The organism is Allosphingosinicella indica (assembly GCF_900177405.1).
GTDB lineage: Bacteria > Pseudomonadota > Alphaproteobacteria > Sphingomonadales > Sphingomonadaceae > Allosphingosinicella > Allosphingosinicella indica.
Genome location: NZ_LT840185.1, coordinates 1,754,045 through 1,775,869, shown reverse-complemented (window position 1 = coordinate 1,775,869; position 21,825 = coordinate 1,754,045). Strand labels below are relative to the sequence as shown.

Below are 21,825 nucleotides of genomic sequence, written 5' to 3'. Positions count from 1 at the left end.
CGCGCCCTCCCCTTAGCGGACACGCATTTCCATGGAATCCTCGATCATTACCATCATCCTGCTCGGCATCGTCGAGGGGCTGACCGAATTCATCCCCGTCTCGTCGACCGGGCATCTCATCCTCGCCGGAACGCTGCTCGGCTTCGACAGCGAAGCTTCTGGCACGTTCGAGATCATCATCCAGCTCGGCGCGATCCTCGCGGTGCTGGTCGCCTATCACAAGCGCTTCACCGACGTGCTGACCGGGCTGATGCGGCGCGAGGCGGGGGCGATCGCCTTCACCCGCAACATCCTGCTCGGCGTCATCCCGTCGATGGCGATCGGCTTTGTCGCTTACCCCTATGTGAAGGCGATGCTGGGTTCGCCGCTGATCGTCGCCTGGGCGCTGCTGATCGGCGGCATCGCGATCCTGGTCATCGAGCGGCTGGTGAAGGAGCCGACGTCGCACAGCGTCGAAGCGATCAGCTGGAAGACTGCGCTCGGCATCGGCTTTGTCCAGTGCCTGTCGATGATCCCCGGCGTCAGCCGCTCGGGCGCGACCATCATGGGCGCGCTGAGCTTTGGCGTCGAGCGCAAGACCGCGGCCGAGTACAGCTTCTTCCTGGCGATCCCGACGATGCTCGCTGCGTCGGCTTACGATCTTCTGAAGAGCGGCGCCGATCTCGGCCGCGGCGAGTGGATCGACATCGCGATCGGCTTCGTCGTCTCATTCATCGTCGCGCTGATCGTCATTCGCTGGTTCATCAACATCGTCTCGCGCTACGGCTTCGCGCCTTTCGCCTGGTATCGCATCGTCATCGGCAGCGTCGCGCTGGTGTGGCTCTATTCGCTCTGAGCGCGTTCAGCGCGGACTCATCACCGCGCGCGTAGAAACGGAGCCGACTCGCCGGGAAAGCGTTATATTCCCGAATGTGCGAACCCTGTGCCTTCAGGAGACGGTTCCATGCGTAAGATGCTCTTTTCTGCGGCCATTGCCGCGTCCGCGATCGGCGCGCCCGCCTTGGCGCAGCCTTATTATGCCGACCCCGTCGACGCGCGGGTGGCGGCCTCGATCCCCTCGCCACGCGAAGCGGAAGCCATGGGCCACACCGTAGGCCGCGCCGCCGATGCCCTAATGGACATGCCGGTTGGCGATGTCGTCAACGCGATCAGCCCGCACCGCCGCGTTCACCCCGGCACCACATTGGGTGACGTCGCCGGCCGCGGCGATCCCTATGCGCGCGCCCGGATGCACGATCAGATCGGCGCGCTGAGCTACGGCATGGGCGAGATGGCGGCGCGGGTCGGCGCGCTGGCGCCTGTCCTCCACCGCTCGATGATCGATCTGGAGCAGCGCATGGCCTATGCGATGCGCGGATATCCTTCAGGCGGCAGTTATTATGACGAGGGCTACGACCCTTACGATGCCCCCTATTACGGCGATTATTACGACTACGACGACTGATCGGCGCCGATAGCCGGTGGACGCCGCGCCCCCGCGCGTTAATAGCTCGCGGGCATGTGGCAACTCTATCAATTCCCGCTCTGTCCCTTCTCCCGCAAGATCCGGCTCTTGCTGGCGGAGAAGGGCGAGCCGTTCGAATTGGTGCGCGAATCGCCGTGGCAGCGGCGTGACGAGTTCATCGACCTCAACCCCGCCGGGCAGACGCCCGTACTGGTCGAGCCGCAGAAGGGCGTCACGCTGATCGATTCCGGCGCGATGGCGGAATATTTCGAAGAGACAATCGACAAAGCGCCGATGATCCAGGGCACCGCCGCCAACCGTGCGGAGATTCGCCGGCTGGTCGCCTGGTTCGATGACGGTCTTTACCGCGATGTGGTGGCGCCGCTGATCGAGGAGCGGATGCGCAAGCGGCTGGTCAGCCGCGACGCGCCCGACACCCGCGTGCTGCGCGATGCGATGCGCGTCGCCAACAGCCACCTCGACTATCTCGATTATCTGCTCGATCACCGGCGCTGGCTCGCCGGCCCCGCGCTCAGCCTCGCCGATCTGGCCGCCGCCGCGCATCTTTCGGTCGCCGATTATCTCGGCGGGCTCGACTGGCGTGGCCACAAGCAGACCAAGGATTGGTATGCGGTGATGAAGTCGCGGCCGAGCTTCCGTCCGCTGCTCGGCGAGCGGATGGAGGTGATCAGCCCTCCGGCACATTATGACAAGGTCGACTTCTAAGGCTGCTCTGAGGGCTGTTTAGGAACCCTACTCTCCCTGACGCATTGTTTTGGCAGCGGTACGATGTGCCGAAACCAATCAAAAAGGGGGAAGCGATGTACGAAACCCAGAACCCGAACGAGGTCTATTGGCGGATGGAGCTGATGGAATGGCTGCCGCGCGTACTGAGCGCCGTCGTCATTCTGCTCGTTGCATGGCTGCTCGCGCGTGCCGCCAAATGGGCGATCGCCCGCCTGGTCGACAAGGTTCCGGCGCTCAAGCGGCATAACGACGCCGAGCCCGGCCAGACCGTCGGTAGTCTCATCGGTGACATCGCGTTCTGGCTGATCCTGCTGGTCGGCATTCTTCTCGCGCTCCAGCCGCTCGGGCTTTCGCAGGTGCTGGAGCCGGTGCGCGAGCTGACGATCATCACTTTCGCCGCCATCCCCAACGTCATCAAGGCGGGGCTGATCTTCTTCCTCGGCCTCGTCGCCGCGAAGATCGTCCGCCGCATCGTCGAGGGGGCGCTGCTTGCCGCCAATGCCGACGGCTGGCTGCGCAAGAGCGGCCTAGTCGAGCCGTCCGCATCGCCCGCTGCCGCGCCGCAGCCGGCCGACGTGCCGGTCGCACCGACGGTCCGCCAGGTGTCGATCAGCCGCTCGCTCGGCACCGTTTCCTTCTTTCTGATCATGATCCCGGTGACGATCGCGGCGCTGGAGGCGCTCTCCATCCAGTCGATCTCGGGACCCGCGACAGAGATGCTGCGCACGATTCTCGATGCGATCCCCAACGTGCTCGGCGCCGCGGCGCTGATCGCGATCGGCTATTTCGTCGGGCGGCTCGCCAAGGGCTTCGTCGAGCAGGTGCTGCCCTCGATGGGTTTCGACCGGGCGGTGAGCGCGCTGGGCTTCTCACCCACCTCGACCACGCCGTCGCGCACCGTCGGCACCGTCGTGATGGTGGCGATTCTGCTGTTCTGCGCGATCAAGGCCGCGGAACTGCTCAACTCGCCGATCATCGCGGTAATGCTGGCTCAGGTGCTCGAACTCGGCAGCCGCATTCTCTTCGGCACCGGCATCATCCTTGGCGGCGTCGTGATCGCGCGGATCGTCTCCAGTCTCGTCTCGGGCGCGGATACCGAGGGCTGGCTCCCGGCGATCCTCAAATGGTCGATCATCGCGCTCGCGGTGGCGATGGGGCTCCGGTTCATGGGCCTCGCCAACGAGATCGTGATCATTGCCTTCGCGGCGATCATCGGATCGGCGGCGGTAGCGTGCGCGCTGGCCTTCGGGCTCGGCGGGCGCCCCACCGCGCACAAGCTGTTGGAGCGTTGGGCGGAGGGCAACCGCCCGCCGTCGGCGCCGCGCCGTCCGCGTAACCCGACGCCGGACGACAGCCAGCCGCCGCTGGTGTGACGCGCTTCGCCCGCTTCGCCGCGATCGACTGGTCGGGCGCGAAGGGACGCAAGCACAAAGGTATCGCCGTCGCTTGCGCAGACGCAGGCGGCGGCGCTCCCTATCTGGTCGAAGCGGATGGCGTCTGGTCGCGCCAAGCGGTGCTCGATTGGCTGCTCAGCGCGGCTGAAGCGACCCCCACGCTATTCGGCTTCGATTTCAGTTTCGCACCACCGATCCTGCGCCGCGGCGCCTACCTCCCTGGTGAGCCGGGCGTACCGGACGAGGCCAAGGCCTTCTGGGCTTATGTCGATCATCGCGCGGCCGACGATATCGATCTTGGCGCGGCGAGCTTCCTCGAGGAGCACCACCGCCCGCATTTCTACTTCGGCGCGGCGGACGGTCCCAAGGCCGCCTTCCTCCATCACCGCGCCTGCGAGGATGCGTTCAACGCCACCGGCGGCGGCAAGGCCTCGACGCTCTACGATGCGATCGGCGCAGCGCAAGTCGCCAAGGCGAGCTTCGCGGGCATGCGCCTCCTGCACAGGCTCGACGGCCGTGTCCCAGTTTGGCCTTTCGATCCGCTGCCGTCCGGCGGCAGTGTCGTCGTCGAGATATACACGCGCGTTTTCATCCGCCTTGCCGGACTCAGCGGCCGCAAGGTGCGGACCGAGCCGGACCTTGCCGCGGCGCTCGCCGCGCTCGGCAGCACGTCTCCCATTCTCTCGACACCCCCCAACGATCATCAGACCGACGTGCTGATTGCCGCCGCGGGCCTGCGCGCCATCGCGGGCGATCCGAAATACTGGTCCCCGTCTGGCCTGACTCCTAAAATCGCCCGCACCGAAGGCTGGACGTTCGGCGTCGCTTGACGCAATTGGGGAGCCGCGCCGGGTTAGCTCAGCTGGTAGAGCAACCGCCTTGTAAGCGGTAGGTCGTCGGTTCGAGTCCGACACCCGGCACCAGTCCTCTCACCCGAGTTTTCCGCGATGACCGCCAAGATCGACATGGGCACCGGCGACGGCGGCACGGTGACGCTCGATCTGGAGGAGCTGCTGTCGACGCGGCTGCTCGTCCAGGGCAACAGCGGATCGGGCAAGTCGCACCTGCTCCGCCGCCTGCTCGAAGGCAGCGCCGAGCTGGTCCAGCAGATCGTGATCGATCCCGAAGGCGATTTCGTCTCGCTGGGCAATGCGTTCAGCCATGTTGCGCTGGAGGCCGCGAGCTACAGCCCGGCCGAGATCGCACGCATGGCGGAGCGGGTGCGCGAGCATCGCGCGTCGGTGGTGCTGAGCCTGGAAGGACTGGAGCTGGAAGCGCAGATGCGCTGCGCCGCGACCTTCCTGTCGGCGCTGTTCGACGCGCCGCGCGATCACTGGTTTCCGGCACTGGTGGTGGTCGACGAGGCGCAGGTCTTCGCCCCTGCCGCCGCCGGCGAGGTGAGCGACGAGGCACGCCGCGCATCGCTCGGCGCAATGACCAACCTCATGTGCCGGGGCCGCAAACGCGGCCTCGCCGGGGTCATCGCTACGCAGCGGCTCGCCAAGCTCGCCAAGAATGTCGCTGCCGAAGCGTCCAACTTCCTGATGGGCCGCACCTTTCTCGACATCGACATGGCGCGCGCCGCCGATCTGCTCGGCATGGAACGGCGGCAGGCGGAGGCGATCCGCGATCTCGAGCGTGGCCAGTTTCTCGCGCTTGGCCCGGCGATCACCAAGCGGCCGCTCAAGATCCGCATCGGCCCGGTCCGCACGGCGGCGCGGAGCGTCAGCCCGACGCTGATGCCATTGCCGGCCGCGAGCGACGTCGAAAGCCTGGTGCGCGCGCCGATTGAAGCCGCGCCGCCACCGCCGCAACCACCCCCTCCGCCGCCGCCCAGCGCCGCCGAGGTGATCGGCCGCATCGACACCGCGCAGGCCGCGCTGCCGGCCGCGCCGCAGCCGGATGCCCACGAGAGCGCGTCGATCGTCCGCCGCGCGCTCGCCGATCTCGTCGCCGACGCGGCATCGGCGCAGCAGACGGTGACGACGCTCTACCAGGATTTCCTGACGCGCTGCCGAATGCTCGGCCTCGCCAGCGCGGCGGTGACGCTGCCAGATTTCCGCCGCAAGCTCGCGATGGCGCGCGCTGGGATGGAGGATGAGGCGGAGTGGGGCGAGGTCCTGGGGATCGGCGCGGCGCTGCCCGACGATGTGCTGGCGCCCTTCCTGCTGATCGCCCGCGCCGCGCGTGACGGCGAGGAATGCCCGCCCGACGAAGCGCTGGCGCGCGCCTATGGCACGAGTTCGATGGGCCGTGTCCGCCGTCTCCTCTCCTACATGGAGGAGCAGGGCGTAATCGTCACGCGGATCGATCTTTCGGGCCGGCGTGCGATCAGCCTGCCGCATCTCGGCTGGACAACCGCGGCATCGGAGCCGGGCGCAGACGCACCGCGGCGCGCGGCGCGGCGCTAGATCAGCAGCTTACCGCTTTCGGATCTTCGCCCGGCGTGGTGCCCCAGCGCTTGACGCCTTCGAGGCAGACAGGCTGCTTCGACGTCTCGGCTTTGGCGTCCGCCGCTGCGGCCGGCGCACGGCCGAGCGGAGCGCCGGCCGTGCCATCCCCCGCCATCGCCCAGCGGTGGCTGGCGCTCGCCTTGGCGTCGGGCTGGGTGTCCGCCGCCTGCTCGGCGAGCAGCGAAGCGACCGCGGCGCCCGGAACCGGCTCGTAACGGCGCAGCACCGCGCGCTGGAAGCTGTCGAGGCTCGCCGATCCGGTCGGCTCTTCCTGACCAGCCTTCTTCGCCGCGGCGGCAGCGGCGGCGGCCAGCGCATCGGGATCGTTGGGCGACGGCATCGTCGGCACCCGCGCGCGCAGCCGTGCGAGATCGATGGTCGGCTCGCTGCCGGTGGCGCCTGTGCCGAACGAGGCCGGTTTCCCCCAGCCGCCGCTCCAGCGGTAGAAGATGTGCGTGCCGACATTGGCGAGCTTCACCAGGCTAGAGCTCCAATAGGGCACCACCCAGTTGGTGTGATAATGGGTGGAATAGCCGACCGGCGCATAGACCTCGCCGGCCAGCGCCGCGGCGGCGACCTTGCGCGCACGATCCCAATAGCTCGCCATCGGCAGGCGGCGGAGCGAACCATCGCAGGTGAAGGTGAACTGGCAGCCCGTCGAGCGCTCGGCGCCCTGATAGACGACGCCGCACACCGTCTTCGGGAAGGCCGGGTGGCGGACGCGGTTGAGCACCACCTGCGCCACTGCGCGCTGGCCGTCGGTCGGCTCGGTCGCCGCTTCATAATAGATGGCGGAGGTCAGGCAATCGAGCGCGCGGGTGCGATCGCCGTCGCTCTTCGCCGGAAACACGAAGGCACGCGCAGCCGGGTTGGGGCCGGTCGCAAGCGGCACCGCGGCGTTGATCGCCACCGCATCCTGCGGCGCGACGGTGCGGAAGTTCATCGGCTCGGGCTGCGGCGGCAGTGTGGGATCGGCGACGATCGTGCGCGTCTTGGCCGATGCGCGGCTGATCTCGTTGCCGCCGAGCAAGCTGATGCCTGCAAACACGTTCAGGCCAAGAATACCGGCCAGAACGACCGACGCCGCCCAATGGCGGCGTTCGAGCGCAGGCAGGCGGAAACGGGGCTTCGCTACGTCCATCGACGACTCCGCATGGCGAAAGCGCCCTTGGGCAGCGATCGCGGTTGGACGTCCACGGCCCGCAGCCGAACGTCAGACATTCAATGGGCTAAAAGCTGCCCTCACCCCCTAAGCCGGCGGCCCATAGCATGATTCGCCGCGGCTTGCCAAAGCGGCACCGAAGCGCCGCCGCGAACAGAGATGGAAATGCGAAGAGCGATTTCAAGCGCTAAGGCGCGGTCGCTCCGACGATGTCGCGAGGGCAATGGCGAGTCGTGCCGCGCGTTTCGGCTCGCGCAGCTTCATCAGCCGCGCAGTCGTCCGCCAGAGGCCATCGCGCGCGCCGCCGTCGGCGATATGGCGCAGCAGCAGGTCGAATCCGTCGCTGCGCAGCGCCTCGCCGCTGTGGAGCAGATTGGGCGCGACGCGGGCGCGCACCGCCTGTGCGACGCCGGGCCGCCCGAACAGATCGTCGAGAGCATCGATCGGCGGCAGCTTGTCGAGACCCTCGGTCGGGTCCGGCCGCCCCGCGATCCGCTCCTGATGCGCGAAGAAGGCCACTGCGGCGCCGATCTGCTGCTGGACGTTGAACGCGGTGCTGACCTGCGTCCACGAGCGGCGATATTGGAACAGCCGGTCCTTGATGCTGCAGATCCGCGTATGCTGCGAAAGCCGCAGCCAGAGATCGTAATCCTCGCAATGGACGAAGGCGCGGCGATAGCCGCCGACCGCGACCAGCACGTCGCGATGCATGATCACCGACGGGTGGCAGATCAGCGGCCGCCCATCGAGCGCCTCGAGGAAAGATTCGTGGTCGAGCGGATGGTAATCGAGGTTGCGGGTGATCCGGCCCTGTTCGTCGATATCGTCGGTCGCGGTGCCGACGACGCCGTAATCCGGATTTGCCGCCATGAAGGCGAGCTGCTTCTCGAACCGGTCGGGCAGCGAGATGTCGTCGGCGTCCATCCGCGCGATGAGCGGTGCGCGCGCCTCGTCGATTGCGCGGTTGAGGCTGGCGACCAGCCCGGCGTTCGGCTGGTGGAGCGCGCGGACGCGCGGATCGCGCGCCGCATAGGCATCGATCACATCGCCCGATCCGTCGGTCGAGCCGTCGTTGACGATCAGGAATTCGAAGTCACCGAACGTCTGGCTAAGGATGCTTTCGATCGCTTCCGCCAGATAGGGCTGGGCGTTGTAGGCACCCATCGCGACCGAGATGCGCGGTTCAGGCCGCATAACGCCCTCCCCTCCGCTCGCCGCGCTCCGCCAGCGCCGCCGCTTCGCGCGCGTAAACCGCGTCGAAGGTGGTGAAGACGCCGCCCAGCGCGTCGCGGAAATAGGTCAGCACCTCCTCGATCGTATCGAGGAAACGGACGAGATCGGGGCCGGATTTCACATAAGGCGTGTTGCCGGGCGCGAGGCTGGGGCTGTGATAGCTCATGCTGAATATCTTGCGGTTGCTGCGGACGAGGGTTTCGAGCAATTGGCACTGCTCCTTGGCGGATACGCCTTCGGGCGAGAGGCGCGACCGGGCGACGAGCCCGCTCTTGGCGAGAAATCCGGGCAGATGGAGCTTGGCGGCGCGGCGGCTGTCGAACAGCGGCTGGATATTGGCGCCGAGACGGGCGAGCGTGCCGACATAGCCGGTGGTGACGGGCACTTCGAGCAGCCTCCGATCCGCGTCCAGCCACACCGGGCGATCGGCCGCGCCATAATAATTGGGGCCGCCGTCGCGCGCGAGGCTGGTGAAGGGCAGCACCGAGCAATCGACCTTGTAGCCGAGATCGACCAGAGTATCGCGCGTCGCCGCGCCGAAGCCGTAGCGGCCCGCCTTGAACACCGTCGGCCGCGCGCCGAAGCTGCGCTCGATCGCGGCCGTGATCGTCTCGATCTTGGCGCGCTCCAGGTCCGGCGGCAGGTTGCACTGGTAGGAGTTGAGCGCGCTCACCTCCTCGTCATGCGGCGGCGTCACCCAGGGATGGAGATGCGCACCGATGATCGCCCGGCCGTCGCGCGCCAGCCCGCCGAGTATCTCGACAGCCTGCGGATCGTTGGCGACCGGATAGTCGACCACATAGGTTGGCACGACGCCGAGCCGGTCATATATCCGGTGCGCGGCGAGCTGCGCCGGGATCGAGCGCGTCGCGACGGAATCGCGCGAAAAGGGCGCGCGCCAGTCGAACTCCTCCTCGGTATCGACAACAATGAGCAGGCGGGGCGGATCGTGCGTCATCGGCCGATCAGCCTCCCCGCTTTCAGTGCGGCCCGATACGCGAGCGATTTGGCGCGGTTCTGGTGCGGGAAGCGCCCCGGCATCGCCGGATCGGCACCCGCACGGCGCAGCATCCGGTTGAAGCCGTGCGCATATTCCTCGCGATAGCTCCATTCCGACCGCCAGGTGATCGAGAAGGAGATCGAAGTCTCCGGCCCGTTCTTGACCCAATGCGGCGCCTTTACCGGCACATAGACGGCACGCCCAGGCTCCAGCGGAAAGCCCTCCCCGAACGCCGCCAGCTTGTTGTCCCATGGGAGATTGCGGTGGCCGCCCGCGTGGAAGGCTTCGTGCGCGGTTCCTTCGACCACCCGCGGATCGCCGGCGGGGAAGATCGTCATCACCTTGCTGCCCCGGATCTGCGCCAGAATGTTGTGCTCGGGATCGAAATGGAACGGCGTCACCGCATCCGGCGAGGAGATGAAGACGAAGCCTTCGAGCTTCAGCATCTCGCCGGTCGCCGGCCGGACGATCTCCGCGAGACCGGCCAGCGTTTCATGCAGCAGCGCGCGATAGGCCGCGTCCTGCTCGATGAACTTCAGCACCATCCACGAGCCATTGTCCTCGATCGACCGGATCGTCTCGGCGATCGAGAGGCCGTTGGCGGGCGTCTCGGCGGGGTCGATGCCGATCGGCAAATCGGCGCGGTTATATTCGACATCGACCGGCCGCATCCGGCCCGCGAGCGCCGCCAGCGAGTCCAGCGTCAGCAGCGGATGATCGCACAGATCGTGCGCCAGCAGCACGGGCTGCTCGGGATAGGCTGCGCGAAATTCGCCCAGCGCGGAAGGCGCGAAGGCGGTCATGCCAGCGCCTCCTTCACCTGCGACAGGAAGGCACGGCGCGCGGCGGAGGCCTGCTCCAGCGTGCGGCACAGCCGGTAGGTCGCGGCGCGCTGGAGCCCGCTCAGCGGCACGCTGACCCGCACAATCGCGCGGCGGCCGCCCCACAGGCTGTCGATCATATTATGCTTCTCGGCCGCGCAGCTATCCATCCAGGCGATGTCGGGCCGGTCGAGGATGCGGAGATTCTCCAGCTCGATCAGCACGCCGGGCGAGAAGCGCGCGAATTCCTCGTCGAAGGCAATCTTGAACGAGAAGGCGCCGGGCGCGGCGAGGAAGTTGACCAGCATCGCGATCGGCCGTTCGCCGAGATCGAGCCGCAGCATCTCCAGCCGCCCCGCCGCCCGCGCGCCGGCCAGCGCATCGCGGAAAAAGGCTGCAGTTTCGGGCCGCGAGGCGAGCGCGGAATGCGCGCGCCCCTTCCAGCCGCGCTTCTCCAGCGACAGGAAGGCGTCGCACCAGGGCTCCAGCGCCTCGCGCGGCCCGAGCGCGTGCAGTGCGACCGGACCCAGCTCCTCCAGCCGGTTGCGCAGGCGTTTCAGCTCCTTGCGCTTCTTCTTGCGGACCTGTGTTTCGTAATAGGCGTCTGCGCCGAGGTCGCTCTGCAGCAAGGCGCGCTCAATCCGGTGGACGACCGCCGCCTCGCGATCGTGCGCCCCCGCAGCGAGCTCAAGCCCGTGATGCACCGGGCCGCCCTCGACCAGGCCGTTGACGTGGAAAAAGCCCGGCGCCCAGTCGGCCGCGTCGAGATGCCGCAGGACCGCGCACCAAAAGGCGCCTTCGTAGCCGTGGCGGATCAGCGGCGTCGCGAGAAAATCGTGATGATGCTTCCAGTTGCGGACATGGCTGACCCGCATCCGCCCGTAATCGGCGCCGATATGGACGGGCAGCACGCCGATCAGCGGCTCGCCCGGCATCGCCGATCGTACCTCAATCAGCCGCACGCCGTCGCCCGAGAGATGCTTGAGCCCCGCCGCGACGAACCACGGCTCGTTGAAGCAATTGGGTTCCGCCGCATCGGCGGCCAGCGCCTGCCATTCGGCACGTAGCGAGAAAGGCACGTCGCGCACCGGCGCCGAGCGCACGGCGAGCAGCCCGTCGCCGCCGGTATGCGGGACGCTGCTGAAAGGCCGGTGTCCGGCCGCCGCAATCGCCGTCTCTGCTCCCATCGCCATTCCGTTCCGCGACGCAACAAAACGACCTAGCGCCGGAGGGGTAAATTATGTGCTGATGCCGGAGGGGCGCCCAACAAAAACCCCGCGGCCAGTGAGGCCGCGGGGTCAGTCGATCGCGCCTGGGGGATGGCGCTTATTTGAGCTGGTTCGGGTCCAGCGCGGTGAACTTCGCCGCGACGTCGGTCGCCGCGGTGCGCTGCGCGTCGGGCGAGGCGATGAGGCCGCGCTTCACCAGCAAGCCGTCGGGGTTCCACGACTTGGCATATTCGGCGACGAATTCGCGCAGGCCCGGGATCGCGTCGAGATGCTGGCCCTTCACATAGACGTAGAGCGGACGCGCGCCGGGATAGGCGAAGGTCGAGATCGTCTCGTAGGTCGGCGTCACGTCGTTCAAGGGCACACCGTGCACCTTGTCGGAATTGCGCTCGAGGAAACTGTAGCCGAGGACGCCGATCGCGGTCGGGTTGGCCTCCACCTTCTGGATCAGCAGATTGTCGTTCTCCCCCGCCTCGACATAGACGCCGTCCTCGCGGATCGTCGTGCAGACGGTCTTGTGCTGATCGCTGTCCTTCTCCTTCAGCGCCTTCATCTCGGCATTGGCGTCGCAGCCCTTTTCGAGGATCAGCTCGGCGAGCGCGTCGCGGGTGCCGCTGGTAGGCGGCGGGCCGTAGACCTGGATCTTGATCTTGGGCAGCGCGGGATCGACGTCGGACCAGTTCACCGCGGTCTGCGGCTTGCCGTAGGGCGTCTTGGCGAGCGCCTGATAGACCTGCGCCGGGGTCAGCTTGAAACGCGGGCCATTGTTCGATTCGACGAAGGCGATGCCATCGATGCCGATCTGCAGCTCGATCACCTGATCGACGCCGTTGTTGGCGCAATCGGCATATTCGGAGCGCTTCATCCGGCGCGACGCGTTGACCACGTCGGGCTGGTTGATGCCGACACCCGCGCAGAACAGCTTCATGCCGCCGCCGGTGCCGGTCGATTCCACTGTCGGCGCGCCGAACTGAGGGTTGGCACGTGCGAACTGCTCGGCGACCGCGGTGGTGAACGGATAGACGGTGGAGGATCCCACCGCGCGGATCGGACGGACCGCGCTCTGCTGCCCCCCGCCGGCGCCGTCGCCGCACCCCGCGAGCAGCACCGCCGCCGCGCCAAGCCCCAACAATATGCGCATGGATTTAACCTTCCTCTTCAGATGTGCCGGCCGCCTATCAGGCGCGGCGGGCGGTTCGGTTACAGTCGTGCGACAGTTCGATGACAGCGCAGTCTGGACGCTTAGAAATCGATCTCGGCGCGCACGCCGAACGAATCGACCGAATAGTCGCGGCGGCCGTCGGGCAATGCGCGCGCCTGGTCGTAGACGAGATGGCCGTAGTTGAGGCCAAGCCGCATGTAGGCGATCGGCGTCCAGATCAGCGAGGCGAGGTAGCCGTTCTGCTTGCCGCCGACGATGCCGGCGTCGATCAGATCGAGATAGTCGTAGCGCAGGTTCACCTGCAGCGCGCCCATGCCGCCGTCGGCGACGCTGCGCAGGGGCTTGGTCCGGTCCCACGCGCCATTCTTGAAGCCGCGGCTCTCGCCGGTGATGAACCAGCCCGCCTCCGCATAACCGCCGAAGAACGTGGGATCGGCCGCTCCCGGCAGCTCGGATTGCAGCCAGTGCGTTTCGCCTGCGAAGTGGAACGGGCCGTGGACCGCGGCGAGCTCGAGCCCATAATCCTTCTCGCCCGTGGCGCCGAGCGCGCCGGTGTCGATGAAGCGGACGTCGGTCGAATGGATGAAGGGCCGCTGGCGATAGCGCGCACCGGGAAGATCGCCGAAATCGCGCAGGTGCCCTGAAGCGCCGAAGTGGAGCTGGGTGTCGCCGAACTTGGGCATCCAGACGGCGCGCGCGTCGATGCTGCGGCTGTTGTTGCCGTCATCGGTCAGCGCGCTGATGTCGTCGGTGAAGACGCCGACATTGGCCATGAATGCGCCTTGCCGGTAGCCCGCCGAGAGGCCGACGCGGCGCTCGAAATTGAACGCGTCGGTGAAGGCGGCGCGCTCCATGAAGCTGGTGAAGAGATCGCTGGTCAGCTCGTCGAGCGACTGGAAGTTGTTGTGCTGGCCGAGCGTGACGCCAAACGGGCCCTTGCCGTAAGTCAGATACGCGTCGGTCATCTCGACTTCATTGTCGGCGAACTCCGCCTCGACGCGATAGCCGAAGCCGCCCGGGATATCGCCTTCCGCGCCGAGCCGCACACGGCGGATCTCGTTCGAGAAACCGAGGCCGGTGTCCGAGAAGCTGCGCGGGCTGGAGACCGTGCCGGCGTCGATCTGCAGCCGGCCACGCACCTTGAACCGCCAACCATCGGGATGGGTGAGCTCAGGCCCACCCTTCCAGGTGACTTCGGTCGCCTTCTCGGCCTTGGTGGGCGTTGGCGCGGCTGCCGCGACTTCGGTCGGGGCGGGTGCTGGCGCCGCGGCCTGCTGCTGGGCGACGCTGTCGAGCCGGGCTTCGAGCGCGCGGAGCTGCGCCTTCAGCGCGTCGATCTCGGCGCGCATCGCCTCGGGCGATGCGGCTTCCTGAGCATGGGCGGGAGTCGCCATCGCGAGCAGCGATGCGGAGAGCAGGAGAACGGGTCGTATCGTCATGTTCAACCTCGATGACATTTCATCGCCGCGACTATGACGCGTTTGTTGCAGCAGCCTGACATGATTGTTTCATATTTGTGGCGGCTGGCACCGGCGGCGATCAGGCGTTAGGTCTGGCCGCCGATGCGACACCGGCCGATCCCGCAATGAGCGAAACCATTCCCCCGCCGCCTTCCGCCACCACGGGCGCGCATATGGATGCGGAGGGCTATGCCGCGGCCTACGCCCGCTCGCTCGACGATCCGGACGGTTTCTGGCGCGAGGAGGCCAGGCGACTCGACTGGGTGACGCCGCCGGCCACGATCGCCAACTGGTCGTTCGATCCGGTCGATATCCGCTGGTTCGAGGACGGGGTGCTCAACCTCTGCCACAATTGCGTCGACCGCCACCTGCCCGCACGCGCGGATCAGACCGCAATTCTCTGGGAAGGCGACGAGCCGGGCGTGGTTCGCCGGATCAGCTATGCCGAGCTGCACGTGGCCGTGGTCGCGATGGCGTTGAAGCTCAAGACGCTCGGCGTCGTGAAGGGCGATCGCGTTACGCTCTATCTGCCGATGATTCCCGAAGCAGCCATCGCCATGCTCGCCTGCGCACGGATCGGCGTAGTCCATTCGGTGGTGTTCGGCGGCTTCTCGCCCGAAGCGCTGCACGGGCGGATCGAGGATTGCGGCAGCCGCGTCGTGATCACCGCCGACGGCGGGATGCGCGGCGGGCGGCTGGTGCCCCTCAAAGCCAATGTCGACGCAGCGCTGGAGCGCGGCTGCGGCGTCACCTCGGTCATCGTCGTCCGCCATCTCGGCAACGACGTGCCGATGGCGGAGGGCCGCGATCACTGGGCGGACGAAATGGCGGTCTCCGGCGATTGCCCCTGCGAGCCGATGGGCGCGGAAGACCCGCTGTTCATCCTCTACACCTCGGGATCGACCGGCAAGCCCAAGGGCGTGCTCCACACCACCGGCGGCTATGGCGTCTGGACGGCGAGCACCTTCCACCACGTCTTCGACTATCGCGAGGGCGAGATCTTCTGGTGCACCGCCGATGTCGGCTGGGTCACCGGCCATTCCTATGTCGTCTACGGCCCGCTCGCCAACGGCGCGACCAGCCTGATGTTCGAGGGCGTGCCCAACCATCCGAACGTCGAGCGCTTCTGGGAAATGGTGGAGCGCCACGAGGTCAACATCTTCTACACTGCGCCCACCGCGATCCGCGCGCTGATGCGCGAAGGCGACGATCCGGTGACGAAGCACGACCGCTCCTCGCTCCGCCTGCTGGGATCGGTGGGCGAGCCGATCAATCCGGAAGCCTGGAAATGGTATTGGCGGACGGTGGGCGACGAGCGCTGTGCGGTGATCGACACCTGGTGGCAGACCGAGACCGGCGGGGTGATGATCACCACGCTGCCCGGCGCGCACGGCATGAAGCCCGGCTCCGCGGGCCGCCCCTTCTTCGGGGTCGAGCCGCTACTGGTGGACGGCGACGGCAAGCTGCTGGAGGGTGCGACCTCCGGAAACCTCTGCATCGCGCGGAGCTGGCCGGGGCAGATGCGCACCGTCTACGGCGATCACGAGCGGTTCGTGCAGACCTATTTCTCGACCTACAAGGGCCTCTATTTCACCGGTGACGGCTGTCGCCGCGACGAGGATGATTATTACTGGATCACCGGCCGGGTGGACGACGTGCTCAACGTTTCCGGACATCGCATGGGGACGGCGGAGGTGGAATCGGCGCTCGTTGCGCACCCGCTCGTCGCCGAGGCCGCGGTGGTCGGCTACCCGCACGACATCAAGGGCACCGGCATCTACGCTTATGTAACGCTCAACGCCGGCGAGGAAAACTCGGAGGCGCTGGAGACGGAGCTGCGCCAGCAGGTGCGCAAGGAAATCGGCCCGATCGCGTCGCCCGACATCATCCACGTCACCCCCGCGCTTCCCAAGACGCGATCGGGCAAGATCATGCGCCGCATCCTCCGCAAGATCGCCGAGAATGATTTCGGGTCGCTCGGCGATACTTCCACGCTCGCCGATCCGTCGCTGGTCGACAGCCTGATCGAAGGTCGCCGCAATCGCTAATGGCGAACAGATCGTCGTCGGCGACATCGGCGGGACGCACGCGCGCTTCGCCCTGGCGACGCTGAAGCCCGGCGCGCGGCCCGGGATCGGGCCGATGAAGCGCTATCGCACGCGCGAATATCCGGGGCTCGGCGCTGCGTGGGATCGGTTCGCGCGCGAGTGCGGCGCGGAGCTTCCAAAAAGCGCGTCGCTCGCCGTCGCCGCGCCGATCGAGGGCGACGTGCTGCGCTTCATGAACAGCGATTGGCGGATAGACCGCCGGACGGTCGCGGACGAACTCGGCCTAGACCGCCTCGTCCTGCTCAACGATTTCGGCGCGGTCGCCCATGCGGTGTCGGTGATGACGGCGGAGGAACTGCAACCGATCGTCGGCGACGGCGCGCTGCCCGATGAGGGAGTCGTTAGTATTCTCGGCCCCGGCACCGGGCTCGGCGTCTCGATCCTGTCGCGGAAGGGCGGCACGGTCCGGGTGATCGAGACCGAAGCGGCGCATATCGGCTTCGCGCCGCTCAATACCGAGGAAGAGGATCTCGCCGACTATATCGCCGCCCGCTACAGCCGCGCCTCGCTGGAGCGCGTCGTCTCCGGCCCCGGCCTGGTCGACATCTACAATTTCCTCGGCGGCGCCGGCGAGTGGGACGCCAACAATGCCGGCGATCTCTGGACGATCGCGCTCGACCGCAGCGACCCGACCGCGGCGCGGGCACTGGAGATATTGGTGCGCTGCTTCGGATCGGCGGCCGGCGACATCAGCCTCGCGCACGGCGCGATGGGCGTCGTCGTCACCGGCGGCCTCGCCAACCGGATGCCCGACCGGCTGCGCGGCCCCGCCTTCGAGGCGCGCTTCACCGCCAAGGGCCGCTATCGCGAGCGGATGCAGCGCGTGCCGGTCAAGCTCGCCACCTATGCCGAGCCGGGGTTGCTAGGGGCTGCCGTCGCCTTCGAGCGGGAGGAGCGGCACTAACCCTTCATTGTCATCCCCGCGAAAGCGGCGATCCATAGGACGGGTGCGACTGGGTTCCCGCTTTCGCGGGAATGACAAACGAGAGTGGCGCCTAAAGCCCGCGGCCGATCACTTCCTTCATGATCTCGTTGGTGCCCCCGAAGATGCGGGTGACGCGCGCGTCGCGCCAGAGGCGCGCGATCAGATATTCGTTCATATAGCCCGCGCCGCCGTGGAGCTGGAGCGCGGTGTCGCACGCCTCCCCCTGCAATTCGGTGTGCCAAAGCTTCGCCGCGCTCGCCTCCGTGGCGGTCAGCTCGCCCGCGACATGACGCGTGATCGCCCAGTCGAGATGCGCCCAGCCGACCTGCAGCTTCGTCGCGAGATCGGCGAGCGTGAAGCGGGTGTTCTGAAAATCGAGCACGCTCTTGCCGAACGCCTTGCGATCGCGGGTAAAGGCCAGCGCCTCATCGAACGCGCGCTGTGCCGCGCCTTGCGCCGAGCAGGCGATCGACAGCCGCTCCTGCGGGAGCTGGTTCATCAGATAGGCGAAGCCCGCACCCTCCTGCCCCAGCAGATTGTCCGCCGGCACGCGAACGTCGTTGAAGAACATCTCCGACGTGTCCTGCGAATGGAGGCCGATCTTGTCGAGGTTGCGCCCGCGCGCGAATCCCTCGCGGTCCGCCTCGACCAGGATCAGCGAAGTGCCCTTCGCGCCCTGGCTCGGATCGGTCTTGGCGACGACGATCACCAGATCGGCATGCTGGCCGTTGGTGATGTAGGTTTTCGACCCGTTGATGACATAGGAATCGCCATCGCGGATCGCGGTCGTGCGCACGCCCTGCAGATCCGATCCCGCGCCCGGCTCGGTCATCGCGATCGCGGTCGGCGTTTCGCCCGAGATCATCCGGGGCAGCCAATGCTGCTTCTGCGCCTCCGATCCGTAGACCACGATATAGTCGGCGACGATGTCCGAATGGAGCGTGATGCCCGCAGTGGAGCCCGCATAGGCCAGCTCCTCGTCGATCACCGCATTATAGCGGAAGTCGAGGCCCAGCCCGCCATATTCCTCCGGCACCGTCGGGCAGAGCAGTCCCGTCTCGCCGCATTGCGTCCAGAGGTCGCGATCGACGATGCCTTCTTCCTCCCAGCGGTCGAGGTGCGGGATCAGCGCCTTGTCGAAGAAGCGGCGGACCTGATCGCGGAACAGGCCATGCTCCGCGTCGAATGCGGTGCGGCGGGCGGTGTCGAGCATCAATCCTCCGGAAATGAGAAACGGGGTGCCGGCGCGGGCTGGTCAATGCCGTCCGCCGTGATGAAGGTGCCGCGCGCCGCATTGTGCGGATGGCGCGGTGCATCGGCCATCGACAGCACCGGCGCGGCGCAGGCATCGGCGCCGTCGAGCAGCGCCAGCCACGCATCGCGCGGGCGGGTGCGGAACAGCACAGTCAACTCGTCACGCAGCGCGGGATCGAATTGCGCGGATTTCAACGCCAGCCTGTCCGACAGCGCGGCAAAGAAATGCGGCTCGATCGCGCCGATCGCGATCCACTGGCCATCGGCGCATTCGTAGCTGTCGTAGCAGGCCGCGCCGCCGTCGAGCAGGTTGGCACCGCGGGCGTCGCGCCACATGCCGGCGGCGAGCAGCGACCAGGTCTGCGCCGACAGCAGCGCCGCGCCGTCGACCATCGCGCAATCGACCACAGATCCCTTGCCGGTTGCCCGCGCCGAGAGGATGCCGGCGAGCATCCCGAACGCGAGCATCATCCCCCCGCCGCCGAAATCGCCGACGGCGTTTGCGGGTGGTGTCGGCGGCCCGTCGGCGCGGCCGTAGCCGTGCAGATTGCCCGCCAGCGCGATGTAGTTGATGTCGTGGCCGACGGTATCTGCGAGCGGCCCAGTCTGCCCCCAACCGGTCATCCGCCCGTAGACGAGGCGCGGATTGTCCACCTGCAGCACATCGGGGCCGAGCCCGAGCCGCTCCATCACCCCCGGCCGGAACCCCTCGATCAGCCCGTCCGCTTCGCGCACCAACTCCCGCACCGTCGCGACCGCGTCGGGCTGCTTCAAATCGAGGCTGAGGATTTCCGCGCGGCCGCGGCGCAAGATGTCCTTCTCCGGCGGGATCGGCGGGTTCCAGCCGGCGCGCTCGATTCGGACGACGTGCGCGCCGTGGTCCGACAGCATCATCGCGGCGAAAGGCGCAGGCGCGAGCCCGGCGAACTCAACGATGCGGATGCCAGCGAGCGGCTTCACCCGATCCTCCCCTGCGTTTCGCAGGGGAGGGGGACCGCGCGCAGCGCGGTGGAGGGGCCTACGGGCTCAGAATACCCCTCCACCATGCTGCGAATGGTCCCCCTCCCCCGGCCATGCCGGGGGAGGATATTCATCAGCGCGGCGCCATGCGGATGCCGCCGTCCAGGCGGACATATTCGGCGTTGAGATAGACGTTCTCCGCCATGAACACCGCGAGGCGGGCATATTCCTCCGCCTGGCCGAGCCGCTTGGGGAACGGCACCTGCGCGCCCAGTGCGTCCTGCACGTTCTGCGGCATCATCGCGACCATCGGCGTCTTGAATACGCCGGGAAGGATCGTGTTGACGCGGATGCCCTCGCCCATCAGGTCGCGCGCCACGGGGAGCGCCATGCCGAGCACACCCGCCTTGGAGGCGGCATAAGCGGCCTGGCCGATCTGCCCGTCCTGCGCGGCGACCGAGGCGGTGTTGATGACGAGGCCCTTCTCGCCATCGTCGAGCGGATCGAGATCGACCATGCCGAGCGCGGACTTGGAAAGGCAGCGGAACGATCCGATCAGGTTGATCTGGATCGCCAGCTCGAACTGGTGGATCGGATAGGCTCTCTTCTCGCCCGTGGTCTTGTCGCGGCCGACGGTCTTCACCGCGTTGGCGACGCCCGCGCAATTGACGAGGATGCGCTCCTGCCCGTTGGCTGCGCGCGCCTTCTCGAACCCCGCATCAACCGACTCGTCGGACGTCACATCGACCTGGCAGAACACCCCGCCGATCTCGGCCGCGACCTTCTCGCCTTTGTCGGCGTCGCGATCGAACAGGGCGACCTTCACGCCCTTCGCGGCGAGCGCGCGCGCTGTCGCTTCGCCGAGGCCGGAGGCGCCGCCGGTGACGACCGCCGAAATGCTGGAATCGAGTTTCATCGCTTTCTCCCTTTGATCCCGGCCCTAGAGCGAAGCGCCCGGTTTCGACAAGGCCGCGAGCGCCTCCGCCAGCCGCGCAGCGTCGCCGGCCTTCAATCCCGCGATGTTGATCCGGCCTGACGGCGCCATGTGGATGGCATGATCGCGTGCCAGCGCCGCGATCTGATCAGGCGAGAGCGGCAACATCCGGAAAATGCCGCGCTGGCGCGATATGCCGGCAAGCATCGGCGCGACGTTGCTGAGCGCTTCCAGCTCGCCACGCAGCCCGAAGATCCGCGCGCGCATTTCTTCCAGCTCTACCATCCAGTCTTTGCGGAGAGCGGAATCGACGAGGATGTCCACGACCACCGCGGCGCCATGCGCGGGCGGCATCGAGACGAGCGTGCGGCTGATCGTCTCCAGCCGCCCCTGCACCCGCGCCGCCTCCGCTTCGCTCTCCGCCACAGCGATCAGCAGGCCGGTGCGCTCGCGATAGAGGCCGAACGCCTTAGAGCAGGCGACGGAGATCAGCGCACGCGGCTCGGCGGCGACGGTGCGGACGAAGGCGAGATCGGCCTCCAGTCCGTCTCCCAGCCCGTAATAAGCGACATCGACCAGCGGCACCGCGCCATTCTCGCGCAAGATCGCGAGCAGGCCGGCACGGTCGCTGTCGTCGAGATCGGACCCGGTCGGGTTGTGGCAGAGGCCGTGGAACAGGAACAGGTCGCCGGCGCGTGTCCCCTCGGCGGCGGCGCGCACCGCTTCGCGGTCGATGCGCTGCGCCTCGACGTCGAAATAGCGGTGCGTGACCAGCGCGATCCCAGTCGCGGCGGCTAGATTGGCGTGATTGGGCCAGCTCGGCAGGCCGAGATGCAGCCGGACCTCCGGATTCGCCGCTTTGGCAAGCTCCAGCGCGAGCCGCAGGCAGCCGGTGCCGCCGGAGCCCTGGATCGCCGCGGCGCGCGGCGGCAGCGGCACGCCGAGCGCCAGCGCGCCCAACCCGGCGACGAACGCCTCGTCGCCTTTCAGCGCCTGATAGGCCTTGCTGTCCTGATCCGCGACCAGCCGCGCCTCCGCCGCCTTCACCGCCGCCATCACCGGCGAGGCGCCGCTGTCGTCGCGGTAGACGCCGACGCCGAGGTCGATCTTGTGCGGGCGCGGGTCGGCGCGGAACGCCGCCATCACGCCGTGGAGCGCGTCGGGAACGGGATCGGGGATGGTCTGGAACATGGCCGCTCTCTGGCGCTTGGCGCGCGAAAGGTCTATCGTGCGGCGATGGGCGTCAATCTTTTTGCAGAGCCGCGGCAATGAGCGGAAATCCCTTTACCAGCCATCCGCACGACGTGGGCGAGAGCTATGGCCAGCACTGTACGCACGCCGGACGCGTCGGCTTCCAGTTGATCGGCGCGGGCATCGCCTGCGTGATCCACGCGGTGCTGCCGTTCGTGTTCGTCAACACCGCCAGCGATCTGATCCGCAAGCTCAACCGCGGGATCGAGAAGCGCGTCGATGCGCCCAATTGGGAACGCCATCCGATCATCTGATCGCGCGACCTTCGCAGGCACAAAAAAAGGGGAG

At 67.5% G+C, this 21,825-nt stretch carries 20 protein-coding genes and 1 tRNA gene; 10 read left to right on the top strand and 11 right to left on the bottom strand.

The features are described 5' to 3' along the window. Positions 1–31: 31 nt before the first annotated feature. The 7 genes from B9N75_RS08745 (at position 32) to B9N75_RS08715 (ending at position 5,996) form a co-directional block, all read left to right on the top strand. The gene (locus B9N75_RS08745; protein WP_085218446.1) at positions 32–835 is read left to right on the top strand and encodes an undecaprenyl-diphosphate phosphatase; all 804 of its coding nucleotides are present in this window, start codon (positions 32–34) and stop codon (positions 833–835) included. Between the two features lie 108 nt (positions 836–943). Further along, complete coding sequence (locus tag B9N75_RS08740) at positions 944–1,444, top strand: hypothetical protein (RefSeq protein WP_085218445.1); 501 nt, start codon at positions 944–946, stop codon at positions 1,442–1,444. A 54-nt stretch (positions 1,445–1,498) separates the two neighbouring features. Next, entirely contained in the window at positions 1,499–2,170 is a 672-nt protein-coding gene (locus B9N75_RS08735; RefSeq protein ID WP_085218444.1) for a glutathione S-transferase family protein, read from the top strand. Between the two features lie 95 nt (positions 2,171–2,265). Further along, entirely contained in the window at positions 2,266–3,564 is a 1,299-nt protein-coding gene (locus B9N75_RS08730; RefSeq protein ID WP_085218443.1) for a mechanosensitive ion channel, read from the top strand. After that, positions 3,561–4,415 (top strand): hypothetical protein, encoded by an 855-nt coding sequence (locus tag B9N75_RS08725; protein WP_085218442.1) that lies wholly within the window; start codon positions 3,561–3,563, stop codon positions 4,413–4,415. The genes B9N75_RS08730 and B9N75_RS08725 overlap by 4 nt, the downstream gene beginning before the upstream one ends. Before the next feature lie 17 nt (positions 4,416–4,432). After that, positions 4,433–4,508, top strand: a tRNA-Thr gene (locus B9N75_RS08720). Between the two features lie 24 nt (positions 4,509–4,532). Next, positions 4,533–5,996 (top strand): helicase HerA domain-containing protein, encoded by a 1,464-nt coding sequence (locus tag B9N75_RS08715; RefSeq protein ID WP_085218441.1) that lies wholly within the window; start codon positions 4,533–4,535, stop codon positions 5,994–5,996. 1 nt (position 5,997) lies between these two features. On the opposite strand, the gene B9N75_RS08710 is transcribed toward B9N75_RS08715, so the two are convergent. The 7 genes from B9N75_RS08710 to B9N75_RS08680 form a co-directional block, all read right to left on the bottom strand. Next, positions 5,998–7,179 carry a cell wall hydrolase gene (locus tag B9N75_RS08710; protein ID WP_085218440.1) on the bottom strand — a complete coding sequence of 394 codons (1,182 nt, stop codon included), beginning with the start codon at positions 7,177–7,179 and terminating at the stop codon, positions 5,998–6,000. A gap of 201 nt (positions 7,180–7,380) precedes the next feature. Further along, complete coding sequence (locus B9N75_RS08705) at positions 7,381–8,394, bottom strand: glycosyltransferase family 2 protein (RefSeq protein ID WP_085218439.1); 1,014 nt, start codon at positions 8,392–8,394, stop codon at positions 7,381–7,383. Continuing rightward, positions 8,384–9,391, bottom strand: coding sequence for a polysaccharide deacetylase family protein (locus tag B9N75_RS08700; RefSeq protein ID WP_085218438.1), 1,008 nt, complete (start codon positions 9,389–9,391; stop codon positions 8,384–8,386). The genes B9N75_RS08705 and B9N75_RS08700 overlap by 11 nt, the downstream gene beginning before the upstream one ends. Further along, entirely contained in the window at positions 9,388–10,236 is an 849-nt protein-coding gene (locus B9N75_RS08695; protein WP_085218437.1) for a cupin domain-containing protein, read from the bottom strand. The genes B9N75_RS08700 and B9N75_RS08695 overlap by 4 nt, the downstream gene beginning before the upstream one ends. Next, positions 10,233–11,447, bottom strand: a complete 1,215-nt coding sequence (locus B9N75_RS08690; protein WP_244552305.1) for a GNAT family N-acetyltransferase — start codon at positions 11,445–11,447, stop codon at positions 10,233–10,235. Before B9N75_RS08690 ends, B9N75_RS08695 begins: the two co-directional genes overlap by 4 nt. 133 nt (positions 11,448–11,580) lie before the next feature. Beyond that, on the bottom strand, positions 11,581–12,624 hold the full coding sequence (locus B9N75_RS08685) for a substrate-binding domain-containing protein (protein ID WP_085218436.1): 1,044 nt from the start codon (positions 12,622–12,624) through the stop codon (positions 11,581–11,583). A 101-nt stretch (positions 12,625–12,725) separates the two neighbouring features. Continuing rightward, positions 12,726–14,084 carry an OprO/OprP family phosphate-selective porin gene (locus B9N75_RS08680; RefSeq protein WP_085218435.1) on the bottom strand — a complete coding sequence of 453 codons (1,359 nt, stop codon included), beginning with the start codon at positions 14,082–14,084 and terminating at the stop codon, positions 12,726–12,728. 146 nt (positions 14,085–14,230) lie between these two features. Here B9N75_RS08680 and acs point away from each other — a divergent pair, with 146 nt between their 5' ends. Both acs and B9N75_RS08670 read left to right on the top strand, forming a co-directional pair. Beyond that, entirely contained in the window at positions 14,231–16,153 is a 1,923-nt protein-coding gene (gene acs, locus B9N75_RS08675; RefSeq protein WP_085219504.1) for an acetate--CoA ligase, read from the top strand. Further along, complete coding sequence (locus B9N75_RS08670; protein WP_085218434.1) at positions 16,146–17,117, top strand: glucokinase; 972 nt, start codon at positions 16,146–16,148, stop codon at positions 17,115–17,117. Before acs ends, B9N75_RS08670 begins: the two co-directional genes overlap by 8 nt. A gap of 91 nt (positions 17,118–17,208) precedes the next feature. Here B9N75_RS08670 and B9N75_RS08665 read toward each other — a convergent pair whose 3' ends face one another. The 4 genes from B9N75_RS08665 to B9N75_RS08650 form a co-directional block, all read right to left on the bottom strand. Further along, the gene (locus B9N75_RS08665; protein WP_085218433.1) at positions 17,209–18,351 is read right to left on the bottom strand and encodes an acyl-CoA dehydrogenase family protein; all 1,143 of its coding nucleotides are present in this window, start codon (positions 18,349–18,351) and stop codon (positions 17,209–17,211) included. Continuing rightward, complete coding sequence (locus tag B9N75_RS08660) at positions 18,351–19,352, bottom strand: CaiB/BaiF CoA transferase family protein (RefSeq protein ID WP_085218432.1); 1,002 nt, start codon at positions 19,350–19,352, stop codon at positions 18,351–18,353. The genes B9N75_RS08665 and B9N75_RS08660 overlap by 1 nt, the downstream gene beginning before the upstream one ends. Before the next feature lie 133 nt (positions 19,353–19,485). Further along, complete coding sequence (locus tag B9N75_RS08655) at positions 19,486–20,268, bottom strand: SDR family NAD(P)-dependent oxidoreductase (protein WP_085218431.1); 783 nt, start codon at positions 20,266–20,268, stop codon at positions 19,486–19,488. 24 nt (positions 20,269–20,292) lie between these two features. Continuing rightward, positions 20,293–21,477: an aromatic amino acid transaminase gene (locus B9N75_RS08650; protein ID WP_085218430.1), complete on the bottom strand. Its 1,185-nt coding sequence runs from the start codon at positions 21,475–21,477 to the stop codon at positions 20,293–20,295. A 77-nt stretch (positions 21,478–21,554) separates the two neighbouring features. Between B9N75_RS08650 and B9N75_RS08645 the strand changes: the two genes are divergently transcribed. Continuing rightward, positions 21,555–21,791 carry a DUF6356 family protein gene (locus tag B9N75_RS08645; RefSeq protein ID WP_085218429.1) on the top strand — a complete coding sequence of 79 codons (237 nt, stop codon included), beginning with the start codon at positions 21,555–21,557 and terminating at the stop codon, positions 21,789–21,791. The last annotated feature ends 34 nt before the right edge of the window (positions 21,792–21,825 follow it).